Below are 19533 nucleotides of genomic sequence, written 5' to 3'. Positions count from 1 at the left end.
AGAGGATTTATTAGCGGCGGCCTTTTTCATAAGGAACGCCCAGCGCTTTAGGAGCCTCAGCACGTCCTACAAAACCAGTAAGCGCTAAGATTGTTAATACGTACGGTGCAATGGTTAAAAGGACGGATGGGATATCTTGAATAACCGGAATCTGAGCTCCCGTGATACTCAAAGACTGTGCTAATCCGAAAAACATGGCTGCACCTAAAGCACCAATAGGATGCCACTTCCCGAAAATCATGGCCGCAATAGCAAGGAACCCTTGTCCAGCAATCGTTCCCGCTGCAAAGTTTGTAGCGATAGACGTGGCATACACCGCTCCGCCGATTCCAGCGAACATGCCGGAAATCATAACGCCAACGTAACGCATTCTCACAACTTTGATCCCCATCGTGTCTGCTGCCATTGGGTGTTCACCAACTGAACGAAGACGGAGACCAAACGGCGTTTTATAAATGATGTACCATACAGCAAAAGCTAGCGCAATCGCAATATAAGACGTAATAGGAACGTTCGAAAACAGAATTTTACCGATTACTGGAATGTCTGATAAACCTGGAATACTTACTTTATCGATACGGAATTGAATAAAATCTGTTTGTCCTTTCCCAAAAATCTTTTTAATTAAAAAGATTGAAAGACCCGCAGCTAGAAAATTCAGGGCTACACCACTTACAGTTTGATCTGCTTTTAATGTAATGCTTGCAACAGCATGAATCAGCGAGAACACAGCGCAAACAACAGCCGCAATTACTATTGCTACCCACGGGGCCCAAGCACCTAATGAATCCTGAAGTAAAAGGGTTGAAACAATACCTGTGAACGCGCCAAACATCATCAGCCCTTCTAATCCGATGTTCACGACCCCGGAACGTTCACTAAATATCCCTCCGAGCGCGGTAAAGATAAGCGGTGCAGCTGAATAAAGCGCCGCTGGAATAATAATGGCTAACACCTCTAAGAAGTTCATTTTGCTCCCCCCTTGCCTGCACGGCCAAGCACCCAGCGAATTAAATAACTAGATGCAACAAAAAAGATAATAAGCGCAATGACAATTTGAATTAATTCAGACGGTACGCCTGTCATAAAGTTCATTTGAGGAGCCGCAGTTTGCAGTCCTCCGAAAAAGAATGATGCTAATAAAATTCCAATTGCGCTGTTAACTCCTAAAAGGGCTACGGCGATACCGTCAAACCCCGTACCTGTAAACGCAGTGAATGTGCCCATATACTGAAATGTTCCAAGCCCTTCCATAGCCCCAGCAAGCCCGGCAAAAGCGCCTGAAATCGCCATGGATAACACAATGTTTCGGCCTACATTCATTCCTGCATACTGTGAAGCATGCTGATTAAAACCAACGGCTCTTAGCTCGAAGCCCTTAGCTGTTTTATTCAAAATAAACCACATTACGACGGCTGCAGCGATGGTAATAAGAATGCCGTAATGAAGGCGGGAGTTATTGGTTAACTGTGCTAAAAAGCTTGATGCTAAAGATGCCGATTCTTTAATATCATACGATTTTTCATTACCCGCGTATAAATACGTACGGATTAAGCTGCTCGTGGTGTAAAGGGCAATATAGTTCATCATGATGGAAACAATTACTTCATGAACATGAAATTTTGCTTTTAAAAATCCTGGAATAAACGCCCAAACTGCTCCAGCTGCAGCTGCTGCTAATACAGCTAAAGGAATATGAATGACTGCTGGTAAATCAAACGCATACCCAACCCATACTGAAGCCAACCAGCCAACTAAAAGCTGTCCTTCTACTCCAATGTTAAAGAGACCGGTTTTATAAGCAAACGCAACCGCAATACCGGCCAGAGCAAGAGGAGTCATGGCACGAATCGTTTCTCCAATGGCTTTTGGCGTTCCAAACATCCCGTCAAAAAGAGATTGATAGCCAAGCATTGGATCATAGCCGCCTAGTAACATAATAACCGCTCCGGCAATGAGTCCTAATATGGCCGATACAATAGGGATCAAAATCATCATTACACGTTCATTTTTCACAAGTTTATTCATGCTGTTCCACCCGCTTTCTCACGCGTACCGCCTGCCATTAATAGACCTAACTCTTGTTCATTCGTTTCTTTTGGATCTACAATGTCAACTATTTTCCCTTCATAAATAACCGCAATGCGATCGCTTAGATTCATTACTTCATCTAGTTCTAGCGAAACGAGCAGCACTGCCCGTCCTTTATCTCGTTCTTCAATCAGCTTTTTATGAATAAATTCAATGGCTCCTACATCCAGCCCCCTCGTTGGCTGAGCTGCAATTAATAGTTCCGGACTGCGGTCTACTTCACGGGCAATAATGGCTTTTTGCTGATTTCCGCCCGATAGCGATCGCGCTTGCGTATATTCACTAGGGGTTCGCACATCATATTCTGCAATTAACTCTTTTGCTTTTTTATACAGCTCTTTATAATTCAAAATACCTGATTTAGACATCGGCTTTTGATAATACGTTTGAAGACCGATATTTTCACCAATTGTATAATCTAATACAAGCCCGTGCTTATGGCGATCCTGCGGAATATGTCCTACTCCTGACTCCGTAATTTTACGCGTGGATAACGTAGACAACTCTTGATTTTTTAACGTGACCGAGCCCGACTTTATTTTTCTTAGACCCGTAATTGCCTCAATCAGCTCTGTTTGGCCATTTCCATCCACACCCGCGATGCCTACAATTTCGCCTGCTCGAACGCTTAGATCAAGTGAACTTACAGCCTCTACTCCTCGGCTGTCTTCTACTACTAATTCTTTTATTGTTAACACAGCTTCTTTTGGAGTCGCTGTTTTCTTTTCAGTTTTAAAATGTACTTCTCTTCCTACCATTAAAGCAGCAAGTTCATCAGGGTTGGTCTCTTGCACATTTACCGTACCAACCCCGACACCTTTTCGAATAATTGTACAGCGGTCACACACTGACATAATTTCTTTTAATTTATGCGTAATTAAAATAATCGACTTTCCTTCTTGAATTAATTTTTTCATAATTTGAATTAATTCCGTAATTTCCTGAGGTGTTAAGGCGGCAGTAGGTTCATCAAAAATAAGAATGTCGGCTCCTCTGTAAAGCGTCTTTAAAATTTCCACTCGCTGCTGCATGCCAACTGAGATATCTTGAATCTTCGCATATGGATCTACCGATAATCCATATTGATTTGAAAGCTCTTGAATATCTTGAGCTGCTTTTTTAATATTGATTTTCCCCGTTCGCGTCGGTTCGTTCCCAAGAATAATATTTTCTGTGACTGTAAAGTTTTGAACAAGCATAAAATGCTGATGAACCATTCCAATTCCTAAGTCATTCGCTACGTTAGGGTCCGTGATTTTGACTTCTTGGCCGTTTACACGAATCTGCCCTTTTTCAGGCTGATAAAGCCCAAATAAAACGTTCATCAGCGTTGACTTACCTGCACCATTTTCTCCTAACAAAGCATGAATTTCTCCCTTTTTCACTTGGAGTGTAATATTGTCATTAGCGACAATACCGGGAAACTCTTTGCGAATATCTAGCATTTCAATAACATATTCCACTACTTTCACTCCCTATTCCTGCCTGCTACAGGATTCTGTCTTCCGTTTTTTGGCTATGAAAAAGGCTAGTTTTCACTAGCCTTTTAAACTCATATAATCATTGCTTAACAGATATCAGCTTATTTTTTAAGCGTTTTTTCAAACTCTTTAAATTCTTTATCCGTTTGAGGCACTGTAATGTCACCGTCTAGAATTTTTTGCTTATACTCATCAACTGCTTTTAACGCATCTTTGCTTACATTATCTTGTGATGGAGCAATTCCCACTCCGTCTTCTTTTAAGCCAAACACAACCTCTTTACCGCCTGGGAATTTGTCGTCCATTGCTTGTTTTGCAACATCTTCTACAGCAAGGTCAACGCGTTTTACCATCGAAGTTAACGTTACGTTTTCAGGCATACCTTCTTCATGCTGATCGCGGTCAACTCCAATTACCCAAACCTTTTTGTCTTTACCGCCTTTTGAACGGTTTTTAGCTTCTGTAAATACGCCGTTTCCAGTACCGCCAGCCGCTTGATAAATAATATCAGCGCCTTTGCTGTAAATGGTAGAAGCGATAGCTGAGCCTTTTTCTGGAGAGTTAAAACTTTCCGCGTATTGAGAAATAACTTCAGCGTCTGGGTTTACAGATTTAACACCTGCTTTAAATCCGTTTTCAAACTTCTTGATTAATGGAGATTCAACGCCTCCGATAAAGCCGATTTTGTTCGTTTTCGTTTGTTTCGCTGCCACTACACCTACTAAGAAAGAGCCCTGCTCTTCTTTAAATAGAATGCTCGCCACGTTATCTAAATTTTCTGACTTTAACGTATCGTCTACTAATGCAAAGTTAGCATCTGGATACTGCTTTGCTGCTTTTTTAATGTCTTCTTTTAACAAAAAGCCAATTCCATACGTCAAGTTGTAGCCACTCTCAGCAAATTTAGAAAGGTTGCTCTCGTATTCAGATGCTTTTGTAGACTGCAAATATTTGTATCCAGTCCCTTCATCAAGTCCGTTGTCTTTCCCAAACTTTGTTAGACCTTCCCAAGCAGATTGGTTAAACGATTTATCATCTACCCCGCCCGTATCTGTTACCATTCCCACTTTAAAATCCGCTGCTTTTTTATCTCCGCTGCTCTTATCTGCGTCGTTTGAGCCACACGCGCTTAAAAGTGTTCCTGCCGCTAATACTAGTGATAATGCAAGTCCCGTTTTACGTTTTAACATGTTTTAACCCCCTGAATAGTTTTAAAAGTATAAAGCCAATTTTCTATTTCGTCCCTGTGACCTACATTTGACACCTCCTTAAAAGGACAATATTAAATAGTTGTAAATTTTCTGACATTTAACCATAAAAAAACTAGACGCGTTTACGCAGTACTTGGAAACTAAATTGATCTGCTTTAAAATAATTGATGGAATATAAAATGGGTTCATCATACTGGTCATAATGCATTTGTTTCAGCACAAGCAAAGCGGTTTCTGGCTCGCATTGTAAAATAGGAGAAACTTTTTCATGATAGCCTAGAGGCTCAATATTTGCCACGGCGTATGAAATGTGCTTTCCTGCTTGTTTTTCAAGAATTTCTAACAAAGATTCCTGTTTATATTCGAAATTTTCAGGCAATATTTTTTGAGGAACCTTGTCCATGCAATATACAACAGGCTCTCCGTTTGCCGTTCTCACCCGTTCAACAAATAAAATCTGTTCGTCTTCCCCGCAAGCAAAACGTGTTAAATCATTTTCAGACAACTCTTGTATTTGAGAAGATAAGAAGATTGTTCCGGCCTTCATACCAGCTTGTTCAATCATATGTGTTATACTATTTAATTGCTCAATCCCTGACAAAAAAGTAGGCTTCGTGTTGACAAATGTTCCCACGCCGTGTCTGCGAACAATAATATTCTCTTCTTCTAATATGCGAAGTGCCTCACGTAGCGTTGCGCGGCTAACCCCTAGCTGCTTTGATAAATCAAACTCTGAAGGGAGTCTTTCCTTTTCTTTAAAAATTCCTTTTTCTATATTTTGTTTAATTTTATCAATCACTTGTAAATACAAGTGCCGATTATCCGCACGTATAGACATCACTCTTCCTCCATATTAAAAAGTCATCAGACCTCTGATGTTCGACTACTTAATCGAAAATAATATATCATTTTTCGACAGATAAATAAATAGGTTATATTAATTTTTTGTTAAAATTTTTAATATTTTTTTAAAAAAATGAATTTTTGTTATTTTTTAATGTCAGCATACCTAACAACCTACTTTTCTTCTAATATTAGATAAAACCCAAACATTTTAGTCATTAAATTTTTTAATATTCGTTTTTATTTTATTTATTTAGCATGACATATTTTTGTATAATACTATTCTTACCGTCTCTTCTTCCATAAAAAAATGAGGTTGAGACATAACTAAATGAATCCAATCTAAAGACAAACAAATAAGATACATGAGCTGAAACGCTTGCGACACCGCAGTTGATTTCCGTGCAAGACTTCGGTTTCCACGGGCGGGCGATGGGCCTCCTCGTCGCTTACGCTTTTCCCGCAGGAGTCTTCACCTTGTCTTTCAGTCAACTGCTAGAAGGAACGAAACGGATGAAACCTATATTCACCCTAACAAAAAAAACGAACCGCTAATCAGACATGTTGATTAGTGATTCGTTTTTCACTTAGGCTAAAATACTTTTGTCCCAGCTCCATCTTTTCTAATAACCTTATTAAGATCCAACATCTTCATTTTGCTGAGAAATCAACACCGAACGCGGCTTACTTCCTTCGTAAGGCCCAACCACTCCACGATCTTCCATCGCATCGATTAAGCGTGCAGCCCGGTTATAGCCAATTCGAAAGCGTCGCTGCAGCATAGAAACAGAAGCTGTTTGCATTTCTGCCACAAGCTGAACCGCTTCGTCATACAGCTCATCTGCAAAATCATCGACTTGTTCAGGGGCATCTGTTGGAATCATTTCTTCTTGATACTGTGCTTTTTGCTGTGCAATTACAAAATCAACAATCTCTTCTACTTCTTCATCTGATAAAAAGGCACCTTGCACACGCACAGGTTTTGAAGCTCCAACAGGCATGAACAGCATATCTCCTCTTCCTAGAAGCTTCTCAGCTCCTCCCATATCTAGGATCGTACGAGAGTCAGTTTGTGAAGATACACTAAAAGCGATTCGGGAAGGAATGTTTGCTTTAATAACTCCAGTAATAACATCTACTGATGGTCGCTGTGTAGCAATAATCAAATGAATGCCGGCAGCACGAGCCATTTGAGCAAGACGTGTGATCGAATCTTCGACGTCAGATGAAGCAACCATCATCAAGTCAGCCAACTCATCAACAATCACCACAATATAAGGAAGAGTCGGCTGTTTTGCATCGGCGTCTCCATCATCATTCATACGTTTTACTAAATCGTTATACCCTTCAATGTTTCTCGTTCCGCTGTGTGAGAACAACTCATAACGTCGCTCCATCTCACTTACAACTTTCTTTAATGCTTGAGAAGCTTTTTTCGGATCTGTTACGACAGGAGCCAATAAATGCGGAATACCATTGTACATATTCAACTCAACCATTTTAGGGTCAATCATCATTAATTTTACTTCATGAGGCTTTGTTCTCATTAAAATACTAATAATAATACCGTTGATACACACACTTTTTCCGCTTCCTGTTGCCCCTGCTACAAGCATATGAGGCATTTTATTAAGCTCTGCTAGCACAGCTTCGCCTGAAATATCTCTTCCTAAACCAACTAATAGCTTTTTATCAGGTCGGTTATTTTCAGTCGCTTCAAGTACTTCTCTAAGTGAAACCATCGCTACTTCTTCGTTCGGCACTTCAATTCCTACCGCTGATTTCCCGGGAATTGGAGCTTCAATCCGAATATCTTTGGCAGCTAATGCAAGTGCTAAATCATCACTTAAATTAACAATCTTACTTACTTTTACTCCTACATCAGGATATACTTCATATTTTGTAACAGCTGGTCCAAGGTGAACTTTTGCCACTTTTGCTTTTACGCCGAAACTTTGAAACGTTTTTTCAAGCTTTTCGGCATTTTTATAAATGTTTTTATGCTCTTTTGCCTGGTTACTTTTCTTTGGCATCGTCAATAGCTTGATAGGAGGAAGCTCATACTCTTTATTTTCCGTTTCAGTAAAGGTAATCATAGGAGCTTTTTCTTCTTCCTGTTCCTTTTGCGGCCTTGGCTGTTGAGGTGCAGCAGCTACAGGCTTCGATTCCATAACCGGAGGCACCGGAGCTATAGGAGCAGCAGGAGATTGACTAGACTCTTCCTCTCCATAATCAAAGTGTTCAATAATTGGAGGCGAAGGTGCTTCCACTTCTATTTCCACGCTTTCTTCAGGTTCTTGAACAGCTTTTTCTTGGCGTCTCTTTTTTGTTGTTTTAGGGGCTTTTTTCTTCTTATGTTTCCACGTCTGAATATCTTGCCAGCCTTCTTTTAACTCCATTGTTAAAAAATTAACTAGAGGTGACAGAAGTTTTAATACCGTTTCGTGAAGCGAACGTCCGGTAATGAGCAGTACCCCAATCACAATAAGCAAGGCAGCGATAAGTTCTGTTCCTAAGCTATCAAACAGATAGTAGAACATGGCAAACATAATAGCTCCTATCATCCCTCCCCCTAAATCACTGTGATTCGATTGTCCCGTTGCTTCGAGCATATACAAATCCCACGTATTCATAATGACAGATGGATCTGTAAACGTTCCGTTTTTCGATAAATTTTCAAATAACGTCACGTGACTAAACAGTAAAATAGATAAAATAATGAGGTATGTACCGATAAGCTGCCGCGTCACTAAAGGAGGCATTTCTCTTTTCCAAATAATATAAACAGATAGAATAACCATTCCGATTAAACACAGCATATACCATTCGCCAATAAATAAGCGGACCACGAGTACAAGAGCCTGTCCTACAGCACCGAGTCCTGCCATGGCAATTAACGTTAACGCTAATAAAAATAATCCAATAAGCTCAAAGCGCAATATGCGTTTCCATTCATCCTTTTTTATTTGACCTCTTCGTTTTTTCTTTGCCATTTTTCCACTCCAATCAACGTCCAACACCCTATGTTGATTTTGTTTCTTTTATCAGTTGAATAAAAAAGCAGCCAATACAGCGGCTGCCTTCTTCGTCATATTCATTATACCATATTCACCATAATTATACTGAAATCCTTACGACAAAATTTGACCAGGATAATAATTTTCATTCAAATAATCTTGAGGATTCGTGCTTAAAACCCTCACAATTTGCTGTTGTTTTTGTTCATTTTCTTCAACGATAACCGGGATTCCATTATGATTAATAAGCTTTGGCTGAGATTGTTCTTGATGATAAGACTGCTGAAAAATCAGTTCTTGTGGCATCATTGTATATAAAATCATTGCAGCAGCTGCTCCTCATTCTGACGTCCTTGCTCAATCAGTTCATTCAATTTTTTGATTGCTTGAGCAACTCCGCCTACTTCGTTAATTAACCCGTATGAAACAGCATCTCCGCCAACTACATTTGTCCCGATATCACGCGTTAAGTTCCCTTTTGAAAACATAAGTTCTTTAAACTTTTCTTCTGAAATATGAGAGTGTTCTCTCACAAAGTTAATCACGCGCTCTTGCATTTTATCTAAGTATTCGAATGTTTGCGGTACACCAATAACAAGACCCGTTAAGCGAATGGGATGAATGGTCATGGTCGCTGTACCGGCAATATACGAATAATCAGTTGAAACCGCAATTGGAACACCGATTGAATGTCCGCCTCCTAGCACAATGGACACAGAAGGCTTGGATAACGAAGCGATCATTTCCGCAATGGCAAGACCTGCTTCTACATCTCCACCTACTGTATTCAAAATAATAAGCAATCCTTCAATTTTTGGATTTTGTTCAATCGCCACAATTTGCGGGATGACATGCTCATATTTTGTCGTTTTATTTTGAGGAGGCAGCTGCATGTGCCCTTCGATTTGTCCTACAATCGTTAAACAGTGAATATTAGAATCCTGAGGAAGCTGAGCCACGTTGGTCTGTCCCAATTGTTGAATTTTATCTAATATTCCGCCCTTGCTTTCTTCATTTTTATTAGGCTGCTGAGGCGCTTCATCAGAATGTAATCTTTCGTTATTTTCAAACATATTCTAGCTCCTTTCACTTATTGATAATAGTAGTATGAACTTCTCATAGTTATTACATCCGCATCAGCTGCAAATAAAAAGCCTTCCCAGCGGGAAGGCTTCACATTAGATTTCCATGATAATCGGTAAAATCATCGGTTTACGACGGGTTTTTTCATATAAAAATTGATTTAAACTTTCTCTCATTTTTAATTTTAATGAAGACCACTCGATCACTTTGTCTTCCATACACTTTTCTAAAATTTGCTGAACAATCTTCGTTGCTTCTTCTAAAAGCTTTTCTGATTCTCTTACATAGACGAATCCGCGGGAGATGATTTCTGGCCCCGCTACTACTGTTTTTTGACGTTTATTAATCGTAACTACTACCGTTAAGATTCCGTCCTGTGACAGCAGCCTGCGATCCCTCAGAACGATATTCCCAATATCGCCGACGCCTAGTCCATCAATGAGCGTATTTCCCGCTTGAATAGAACCGCTAGGGTACATGCGAGCATCTTTAAACTCAACTCGCTCACCTTTTTCAAGCAAACAAATATGATCTTCTGATATTCCTAATTGACCGGCTAGCTTTGCATAAGCTTTTTGTTTTCGGTACTCTCCATTCACAGGCATGACATATTTCGGCTTTGTTAAGTTAATCATAAATTTTAATTCTTCTTGACTGCCGTGTCCGGAAGCCTGCACTTTCTTCTGAGCAAACACTACGCTTGCTCCTAAACGAAAGATGACGTCAATTGTTTTTGAAAAGGTCGTTTCGTGCCCCGCCACGGGTGTAGCAGCCAGCAGCACCGTGTCATCTTGTTTGATTTGAATAAATTTATGGGACTGTTTAGCCATTCGAGTAAGACCTGAAATCGGCTCTCCGTGATGACCTGTTGTTAAAATAACCGTTTCATGTTCTGAAAGATCCTTTAGCTTTTGCACAGGAACAATTAAATCCTCAGGCAGCTGCAAATGTCCAAGTTTTGCTGCAATATCAATGATTTTCAGCATACTCTTTTCCATAATGATCAGGTTACGGCCATGCTGATATGCGGCATGAATAATTTGCTGAATACGGTGCAGATTGGAACTGTATGCAGCAACAATGATTCGACCTTTGCTTTTATAAAAAGCGTCGGTAATATTTTGTCCGATGACGGCCTCGGAAACTGTATAGCCTGGCTTATCCGCATTTGTACTGTCTGAAAGCAAACACAGGACGCCTTTTTCCCCAATGGCAGCCATTTTTCCAATATCAGCGCTTTGAATGCTGACTGAGTTTTGATCAAATTTAAAATCACCTGTATATACAATCGCACCTTGATTGGTTTGTAAACAAATGCCGACTGAATCTTGTATACTGTGCTGCGTTCTAAAAAATGAAATATCCACTCCTTCAAACGATAAAACCGTTGACGAAGTGATAGGATGTAAAGCTTCATATTTTTTAATTCCATACTCTTTTAACTTTTCTTTGATAAGTGCTAGCGTTAATTCTGTACCATATACCGGCACGTCCAATTTTTGAAGTATAAAGGGAATAGCCCCAATTTGCTCTTCGTGTCCATGAGTAACAAAAATGCCTTTTACGTTCTGCTGATTTTCTACTAAATATGTAATGTCAGGAATGACAATATCAATTCCTAACATTTCCCCTCCCGGAAACTTTGACCCTGCATCTAACACATATATGTTTTCATTGATTTCCACCACATACATGTTTTTTCCAAGTTCTCCGACTCCACCCAAGGCTGAAATTTTAATATTTTCTGTCTTTTCTAGTACCATAAGTTCCTCCTACTTACTTTCACCCGTACAATTTCATTTGCTTACATTATAACTGAAGTAAGAATTGGAATACAAGAAATTTCATTCGTCTATTTCCGTCATCTGCTCTTCTATTATCTTATAAGAAAAAAACGTCTCTTCATCAACTCGTATATACGGTCAATGAAGAGACGTTTAAAAAACATACTTATAGCTTATAGCGTATTTAATGTGCTGACTAACGTTTGGCGTTCTTCTTCCGTTAACGGAACTAAAGGTAATCGTACCGATCCTACGTCTAACCCTTTTAGCTGTAAAGCTGTTTTAACAGGCGTTGGACTTGGAGCCGCAAAAAGAGATTTCATCACAGGTACAATACGCTGATGAATTTTTGCTGCTTCTTTCGGATTTCCTGACTCATACAACTTAACCATCTCTTGCATTTCATTTCCAATAACGTGAGAGGCAACAGAAATAATCCCAGTTCCTCCAATTGCTAATACCGGCAGTGTTAAGCCATCATCACCGCTGTATAAAGCAAAATCATCGCTTGTTTGTGCGATAATAGCTGTCATTGCGTCAAGGTCGCCGCTTGCATCTTTTAACGCTACAACATTTGGCAGTTCAGCTAGGCGTACAATTGTATCCACAGACATATTGATCACGGATCGCCCCGGAATATTGTATAACATGACAGGCAGCTCTGTACTTTCAGCAATTGTTTTAAAGTGCTGATATAAGCCTTCCTGATTCGGCTTGTTATAATAAGGTGCTACAATCATAATCGCATCTACGCCGATTTCTTCTGCCTTTTTCGTTAATTCAATTGATGCATACGTATTATTGCTTCCTGTACCTGCAACAACAGGTACACGGCCATCTACTACCTTTACTGAGTGGCGGAACAGCGCCAGCTTTTCTTCTGTTGAAAGCGTAGGAGATTCACCCGTTGTTCCTGCAATAACCAACGCATCTGAACCGTTGCTGATTAAATAGTTAATAAGCTGCGTTGTTTTTTCAAAATCAATATTTCCTTTATGATCAAAAGGCGTTACCATCGCTGTTGCGACTTTCCCAAAATCAATCATGTTTTCACTCCTTGAAATTGCATTATCCCTATTCATATAATGAACCGTTAGCTTATAGCTAACGGAACATGTAGTTTATCTCTTTTGCGGTGCTTTTGACAAGTCAAAGGCACCATGAAGAGCATTAACGGCTTTCTTTAAATCCTCTTCTTTTACAAGCACCCAAATCGTCGTATGGCTGTCAGCAGATTGTAAAATCTGAATACCTTCGCTAGAAAGAGCTGTAACAATTTTAGATGTAACACCAGGCACTCCTGCAATTCCTGCTCCAACCGTTGATACTTTGGCACAGTTGCGAATAACAGCCGGCTCATACCCTAGCGCATGAAGCACATCAATTGCTTTGTCAGTTGCTTCATCTGTTACCGTATATACAACACCCTTCGGTGAAATATTGATAAAATCTACGCTGATTTTTTCTTGTGCCATTGCTTTGAATACTTCTGCTTGCGTATCATAATGGCCTTCTTTACTAAAAACTTTAATTTGAGTCACGTTGGATACGTGGGCGATGCCTGTTACAAGGCGTTCTTGCACATCGCTTCCACGCTGCTGTGCTTCACCTTGAGATGTAACGAGCGTACCTTCTGAATCAGCATACGTGGAACGGACGCGCATCGGTACTTTTGCTTGCATGGCAATCTCTACAGCACGTGGGTGAACTACTTTTGCACCTTGATAAGCCATGTTGCATATTTCGTTATATGTGACAACGGATAGCGGTCTTGCATCTTCTACAATACGCGGGTCCGCTGTCATCACACCTTCTACATCCGTGAAAATGTCAATGTAATCAGCCATAAGGGCTGCACCTAACGCTGAAGCAGATGTATCGCTACCTCCGCGTCCAAGCGTTGTTGTATCACCTTCAGCAGTTGCCCCTTGAAAGCCTGTTACGACAACGACATCATATTCTTCTAATTCTTTTAACAAACGGTCGCATTTCATTTCTAGTATCTTGGCATTGGTGAAATCATCATTCGTCACAAACCCTGCCTGTGCACCGTTTAATGCTGTAGCTTTAATCCCATTTTCGTTTAATAAATTTGTAAACACAACCGATGAAATTAATTCTCCGCATGCCATAAGCATATCAAGCTCACGTTTGTTAAGAGACGCTTTATTTCCATCAACAAGTGAAAGCAATGTATCCGTTGCATACGGTTCACCTTTTCGTCCCATTGCCGATACAACAACGACTACTTTGTAACCCTCACTTAATGCATTATTTAAATGATAGATTGCTCTTGCTCTTCCTTCTTCGTTACGAACGGAAGTTCCTCCAAATTTTTGGACGATTATTTTCATACTTACACCTCATCATGTTCCGAGACACTCTGGTTGCGCTTATTTTACTAAGCTAAGCTTAATAAGTGATTCTGCAATTTGTACAGAATTCCAAGCTGCACCTTTTAACAAGTTATCAGAAACGATCCACATATGGAAACCGTTATCGCGATCTAAATCTTTACGAATACGGCCGACAAACACATCTCGTTTACCTACACAGTCTGCTGGCATTGGATATACTTGATTTTCTGGATCATCTTGCAATACGATACCAGGTGCATCAGCCAATAAATTTTTCACATCAGCTACCGTTACACCGTCTTTTTCAATTTCAATGTAAACTGACTCTGAATGACCTGTTACAACCGGTAGACGAACACAAGTAGCAGCTACTGGCAATTCAGGCATGCTCATAATTTTTTTCGTTTCATTAATCATTTTCATTTCTTCAAATGTAAAACCGTTATCTTGAAATTTATCAATTTGCGGAATGGCATTAAAAGCAATTTGATAATGTTTTTTATCTCCACCAACCGGTAAAATTTCCGGTGTAAACTCTTTTTCTTCTAAAATAGCTTTAGCTTGTTCTTTTAATTCATTAATTGCAGCAGCACCTGCTCCAGAAACGGCTTGATACGTTGATACTAGCACTTTAGATAAGCCGTATGTTTCGCGTAATGGCTGTAATGCTGCTACCATTTGAATTGTAGAGCAGTTTGGATTAGCAATGATTCCGTTATGTGCGTGTAATGCATCTTCATTCACTTCCGGCACAACTAACGGGACATTTTCATCCATTCGATAAGCGCTTGTGTTGTCTACAACGATTGCTCCGCGTTTTACTGCCTCTGGTGCAAGTGCTTTTGAAATGCTGCCGCCTGCACTGAATAAAGCAATGTCCACGCCTTCAAAGCTATCAGGAGTTGCTTCTTGCACAACAACTTCTTCTCCGTTAAACAACACTTTTTTACCAGCTGAACGAGCTGAAGATAATAACGTTAATTTACCAACTGGAAAATTACGCTCCTGTAGGGTTTTAATCATTTGTTGTCCTACTGCACCTGTTGCTCCTACTACTGCTACATGTAATTCTCTTGTCATTTTAATACCGCCTCCAACAATTTTCAACTACTCAACATTTATCTGCATATACTGACTATTTTAACATATTATTATGCTTCATTGCGTCAAAGAAGAGAAGATTTTTAAAATCTTCTCTTCTTTGAGATTGAGAGTTCTCTTACAGCCGCAGTATTGAACAGATTCATACAACAGCAAGAGGCATATATGTCCTATGACTCTTGACCGTCGCGGAACCTTTCGACAATAACAGGCTGAATCTGTTTATCTTCAAGCGCTGCGTACACCGTGTCTGATAACATCGTCATACGCGCTACCATTGAATTTGGTTTAAGCACCGGGTCATCTTGACCAAATGGAATAAAATAAATATTTTTAGTCGCCATTAGCCTCATTAAGTTTACACCATTTAGCCCTAGTGCGTCATTAGTCGAAATTCCCAGTACCACTGGCTTATTATTACGAAGCGTTGCTTTAGCTGCCATGAGTACCGGAGATTCAGTCATTGCATTCGCAAACTTACTCATCGTATTCCCAGTGATTGGGGCAACTACCATACAATCAAGCGGAATCTTTGGTCCTAGAGGCTCTGCTTTTACAATTGTATTGATGACGGCGTGACCTGTTAATTCCTCAATTTTCTTCACCCAGTCTTCTCCATCTCCAAAACGAGTATTTGTGGATTGTACAGTGTAAGAAACAACCGGTAACACTTCTGCTCCCAAATTAACAAGCTTTTCAATTTCTGGCATAACCGCATCATACGTACAGTGAGATCCGGTCAAGCCGAATCCTATTCTTTTACCTTTTAATGACATTATTTTTTCTCCTCTCTCGCATCCGCAGCGTCTTTTAATAAATTCACTAATACATTAGCGACAATCTGACCTGCTGTTTTTGGAGCCACAATCCCTGGAAGACCAGGTGCTAAAATAGCTTTAATTCCTCGTTTTTCTGCATAGCGGAAATCGGTTCCTCCAGGCTTTGAAGCTAAATCAATAATGAGCGCGTGGGTCGGGACATTAGATAATGTCTTAGCCGTTAAGATGGGGTATGGAATGGTGTTAATACATATATCACTATCAGCAATTTCTTTATCGAGTTCAGAAAGATAGAAAGGCTGTAAACCCATTTCAGCAATACGTGCTAAATGTTCAGATTTTCTAGCTCCTACTTTTACATTGGCACCAAGTGCAGCAAAGGACCTCGCCACGCTCATCCCTACTCTTCCTAAACCTAGGACAGAAATATTTGAACCGTGAATGGTAAAATCCGTATGTTGAATAACAAGCATGATGGTACCTTCAACAGTAGGAATAGAGTTATAAATTGCTACATCATCACGCTCAAATAGCTGAACGAGTTTACGGTTTGTCGTTTTGACTAATTCGTTTAAATACCCATTGCTAATACCAGAATAAATAATGCAGTGCTCAGGCGTTTTTTTAAGTATTTCTTCAGTCAATACTACTTTTTCATTTGAAAAAATAGTATCTACTTGCCCTTCGTGATTTGTTCCAGGCACTGGAAGGATGATGGCGTCAACATCTGAAAAATCCAGCTCCTCTATCTGATATTTCGTCGCACCTGTAAAACCATGATCTAGCTGATCAAAACCAATAAGAGAGGTTTTTGCATCTAATTGAATTAATTTTCGAATGACTTCAAGCTGCCTAGCATCACCGCCAATTACAGCTATGTGCAAATCCGTTAACATGTTTCATTTTCACCTTCTTTAACATTAAATAGATGTATCCTTCGCTTAAACCATCGAGATGTAAAGTGCTATCATTACGCCCTAGAATGCCTATTGCTTTTCTTCAACATACTATGTAAACACACAGGAATCGGTGAATCTTTATCCCTGAAAATAAAAGAAACGAGATGCAGGAAGCATCTCGTTTGTTATTTTGTTGACTCATTATTTATGTCTTCTAGCTGATGAACATTTACAATCACCATATCCGTACCAATTTTTTCGATATTCCCCCACGGCACTCGCACTTCATCTCCTTGTTTTCGAAATCCAAACCACTTCACAGATGGAATAATAAGCGCATTAATTTGTCCCGTATGTTCATTAATTTCAAGATCTGTTTGCCCTAAAATACCCAAACGCTCTGCTCGCTTAACATCTACAATTTCTTTTCCACTCAGCTCACTTAATCTCATGAAATCCCTCCTTTCATCTAATTTATTGAACAACCATACAAAAAATGACATAAAAATAAGGCTGGCTCAATTATTTTAGCCAACCTTACTTTTATGGTTTAATTTCCTTTAAAACCCTTAGGTAAATCTCCACTCGGGCTTATTAATGAAAGCGCAAATTCGTCTTTGAAAATATCTCGTGCAAGACCATTTACACTATCTTTAGTCACGGCATTAACAAGGTCTAAAATCTCATCTAATGAACGGTGATAGCCCAGCATTAACTCATTTTTTCCGTTTCTGCTCATACGGCTATTTGTACTTTCAAGACTCAGCATTAAGTTTCCTTTCAGCTGCTCTTTGCTGTTAGCAAGTTCTTTATCCGTAATACCTTTGTCTTTCAAATCATAAAGCGTTTCTTGAACCGTATCATATAATACGTCGAGCTGATGGCTTCCAGTTCCCCCATAAATCGTTACAAGACCGCTGTCTCGATAAGAAGAATGATAAGAGAAAACAGAGTAAGCCAAGCCGCGCTGTTCACGGACTTCTTGGAACAAACGACTGCTCATACTTCCACCAAGCACGTTGTTTAATACAATTAAGCTATATACATCTTCTCCGCCGATTGGCAAACCTTTAAAGCCAAGGCAAAGATGAGCTTGTTCTGTCTCTTTTTTGCGCGCAATATGATTTGTATGGAACTCTGGCTGAACATATTGATGAGCGGAATGACTTGACGTATATGTACCAAAATAGTTTTCCACCTGTTGAATAAAACTCTCATCAATGTTTCCAGCTACTGAAATAACGATGTTTTCAGGAATATACATTTGCTCCATATACTGACGAAGCGAATCACCGTTAAATGTTTTTAACGTATCTTCCGTCCCTAAAATTGGATAGCCTAATGGATGATTGCCATATACGGCTTTTCCTAATAGATCGTGTACAATATCATCAGGTGTATCTTCATACATTTTAATTTCTTCATATACAACATTTTTTTCACGAGCTAATTCCTCTTCATCAAATGAAGAATTAAAGAACATATCCGCCAGCACATCTAGCGCTTGATCTGCGTGTTCGTCTAATACTTTTGCATAGTAGCACGTGTATTCTTTAGAAGTGAATGCATTTACTTGTCCCCCAATGCGGTCGAAGCTTTCTGCAATTTCACGAGCAGATCTTGTTTTTGTTCCTTTAAAAAACATATGTTCAAGAAAATGTGATACACCATTAATTTCAGGGTGTTCACTTCGAGAACCCGTTCCGATCCATACCCCAATGGCCACAGATCGAACAGTTGGGATATTTTCCAATACAATTCTTACACCATTTTTGCACGTATATCGTTTTATCAAGCTAGTGCCTCCCTTTTGCTTATCTCACTTACTTCTTAGTAGAAGAAGGTATTTTCATCATTCTTTCTTCATCTAGCATTGTTGACACATCGCTAACTTTCAGGCCTTTGCGTTCAATATCGGTTAACAATTGGTCAAGCGATTCAGCCGTTGATTCAGTCGGGTGCATCAGTACAATAGCCCCTGGATGAATCTTTTTCATTACTCGATTAATTAACACTTCTGAACTTGGCTTTTGCCAATCGATTGTATCAACTGTCCACATGATTGTACTCATTTTTAACTGAGAAGCAAGCGTTACTACTTCGGGGCGAAAACTGCCGCTTGGCGGAGCAAACCATTTTACTTTTTGTCCCGTAGTAGATGTAATAATATCATTCGTTTTTTTAAGCTGCTGATTGATTTGACTAGCCGATAAAGTGGCCATATCAGGATGAGAATAAGAGTGGTTTCCCACTTCATGCCCTGCGTCTACAATCATTTTTGCCATATCTGGATTATTTTTAACCCATTTTCCTTCTAAAAAGAAGGTTGCTTTAGCATGGTGCTTTTTCAGCACTTCTAACATTTTAGGCAAATACTCGTTCCCCCATGCTACGTTCACTGTAAACGATACCATAGGCTTTTCATCGTGTCCACGGTAGATAGGTTCCTGTGGTAAATCCTTCAAGTGAACCTTTGGTCTAACCTGTTTGTACACTAATTTTTTTTCATCAAATTTACCCGCAGGTTTCATATTTTTATAAGAAGCAGCAAGATCAACTTTTATGCCGTTATAGCCAGGAACCCGTTTCCAAACAGGATCGATTCGTGCATTCGCCGCTGGCTTTTCATAATCTTTTGCTTTTTCTTCAATCTTTTGATATAACGCATTATGCTGAGCTGATACAAGTTGTACATCGGATTTAAGTGCTTCTATATATGCTTCAGCAAAAGGATTATAAATAGATTTATATGTAATTGCCAGTAAAAATAGAAATGCTGTAAATTGCACAATGGTTCTCTTCACTTATCCTTCCCCCTTTACCATTTAAAATATGTATAAAGAGGACAAGGTAGAACAAACATCTACAAACGATAAAATCGCCCTAC

Annotated in this window: 17 protein-coding genes; all 17 read right to left on the bottom strand. The window is 39.6% G+C overall.

The genetic code is table 11. The features are described 5' to 3' along the window. Positions 1 to 10 precede the first annotated feature (10 nt). Complete coding sequence (locus tag ACH6EI_RS03890) at positions 11 to 970, bottom strand: ABC transporter permease (RefSeq protein ID WP_013084750.1); 960 nt, start codon at positions 968 to 970, stop codon at positions 11 to 13. After that, the gene (locus ACH6EI_RS03885; protein WP_099331248.1) at positions 967 to 2028 is read right to left on the bottom strand and encodes an ABC transporter permease; all 1062 of its coding nucleotides are present in this window, start codon (positions 2026 to 2028) and stop codon (positions 967 to 969) included. The genes ACH6EI_RS03890 and ACH6EI_RS03885 overlap by 4 nt, the downstream gene beginning before the upstream one ends. Further along, positions 2025 to 3554 (bottom strand): ABC transporter ATP-binding protein, encoded by a 1530-nt coding sequence (locus tag ACH6EI_RS03880; RefSeq protein ID WP_028411387.1) that lies wholly within the window; start codon positions 3552 to 3554, stop codon positions 2025 to 2027. Before ACH6EI_RS03880 ends, ACH6EI_RS03885 begins: the two co-directional genes overlap by 4 nt. Before the next feature lie 119 nt (positions 3555 to 3673). Next, the gene (locus tag ACH6EI_RS03875) at positions 3674 to 4762 is read right to left on the bottom strand and encodes a BMP family lipoprotein (protein WP_028411388.1); all 1089 of its coding nucleotides are present in this window, start codon (positions 4760 to 4762) and stop codon (positions 3674 to 3676) included. A 133-nt stretch (positions 4763 to 4895) separates the two neighbouring features. Next, complete coding sequence (locus ACH6EI_RS03870) at positions 4896 to 5621, bottom strand: GntR family transcriptional regulator (RefSeq protein WP_028411389.1); 726 nt, start codon at positions 5619 to 5621, stop codon at positions 4896 to 4898. Between the two features lie 640 nt (positions 5622 to 6261). Beyond that, entirely contained in the window at positions 6262 to 8619 is a 2358-nt protein-coding gene (locus ACH6EI_RS03865) for an FtsK/SpoIIIE family DNA translocase (protein WP_099331250.1), read from the bottom strand. A gap of 138 nt (positions 8620 to 8757) precedes the next feature. Further along, positions 8758 to 8967, bottom strand: a complete 210-nt coding sequence (locus ACH6EI_RS03860; RefSeq protein ID WP_028411391.1) for a YlzJ-like family protein — start codon at positions 8965 to 8967, stop codon at positions 8758 to 8760. Continuing rightward, a complete protein-coding gene (locus ACH6EI_RS03855) occupies positions 8964 to 9716 on the bottom strand; it encodes a ClpP family protease (protein WP_013058820.1) in 753 nt (250 codons plus the stop codon). Before ACH6EI_RS03855 ends, ACH6EI_RS03860 begins: the two co-directional genes overlap by 4 nt. A 105-nt stretch (positions 9717 to 9821) precedes the next feature. Beyond that, the gene (locus ACH6EI_RS03850; protein WP_028411392.1) at positions 9822 to 11489 is read right to left on the bottom strand and encodes a ribonuclease J; all 1668 of its coding nucleotides are present in this window, start codon (positions 11487 to 11489) and stop codon (positions 9822 to 9824) included. 194 nt (positions 11490 to 11683) lie between these two features. Continuing rightward, on the bottom strand, positions 11684 to 12556 hold the full coding sequence (dapA, locus tag ACH6EI_RS03845; protein WP_013058822.1) for a 4-hydroxy-tetrahydrodipicolinate synthase: 873 nt from the start codon (positions 12554 to 12556) through the stop codon (positions 11684 to 11686). A gap of 75 nt (positions 12557 to 12631) precedes the next feature. Next, positions 12632 to 13864, bottom strand: coding sequence for an aspartate kinase (gene dapG / locus ACH6EI_RS03840; protein WP_028411393.1), 1233 nt, complete (start codon positions 13862 to 13864; stop codon positions 12632 to 12634). A gap of 39 nt (positions 13865 to 13903) precedes the next feature. Then, entirely contained in the window at positions 13904 to 14947 is a 1044-nt protein-coding gene (gene asd, locus ACH6EI_RS03835) for an aspartate-semialdehyde dehydrogenase (protein ID WP_013058824.1), read from the bottom strand. A 191-nt stretch (positions 14948 to 15138) separates the two neighbouring features. Beyond that, positions 15139 to 15744, bottom strand: coding sequence for a dipicolinate synthase subunit B (locus tag ACH6EI_RS03830; RefSeq protein ID WP_013058825.1), 606 nt, complete (start codon positions 15742 to 15744; stop codon positions 15139 to 15141). Beyond that, a complete protein-coding gene (gene dpaA / locus ACH6EI_RS03825) occupies positions 15744 to 16643 on the bottom strand; it encodes a dipicolinic acid synthetase subunit A (RefSeq protein ID WP_013058826.1) in 900 nt (299 codons plus the stop codon). The genes ACH6EI_RS03830 and dpaA overlap by 1 nt, the downstream gene beginning before the upstream one ends. Positions 16644 to 16831: 188 nt before the next feature. Then, positions 16832 to 17098, bottom strand: coding sequence for a YlmC/YmxH family sporulation protein (locus tag ACH6EI_RS03820; RefSeq protein WP_013058827.1), 267 nt, complete (start codon positions 17096 to 17098; stop codon positions 16832 to 16834). A 98-nt stretch (positions 17099 to 17196) separates the two neighbouring features. Beyond that, a complete protein-coding gene (locus ACH6EI_RS03815) occupies positions 17197 to 18441 on the bottom strand; it encodes a M16 family metallopeptidase (protein WP_028411394.1) in 1245 nt (414 codons plus the stop codon). A gap of 28 nt (positions 18442 to 18469) precedes the next feature. Further along, a complete protein-coding gene (locus tag ACH6EI_RS03810) occupies positions 18470 to 19450 on the bottom strand; it encodes a polysaccharide deacetylase family protein (RefSeq protein WP_028411395.1) in 981 nt (326 codons plus the stop codon). Positions 19451 to 19533 lie beyond the last annotated feature (83 nt).

The sequence above is a fragment of the Priestia sp. JSM ZJ58 genome (assembly GCF_044383985.1).
Lineage (GTDB): Bacteria > Bacillota > Bacilli > Bacillales > Bacillaceae_H > Priestia > Priestia zanthoxyli.
The sequence above is the reverse complement of the archived record's forward strand: the minus strand, read 5'-3'. Positions and strand labels throughout refer to the sequence as shown.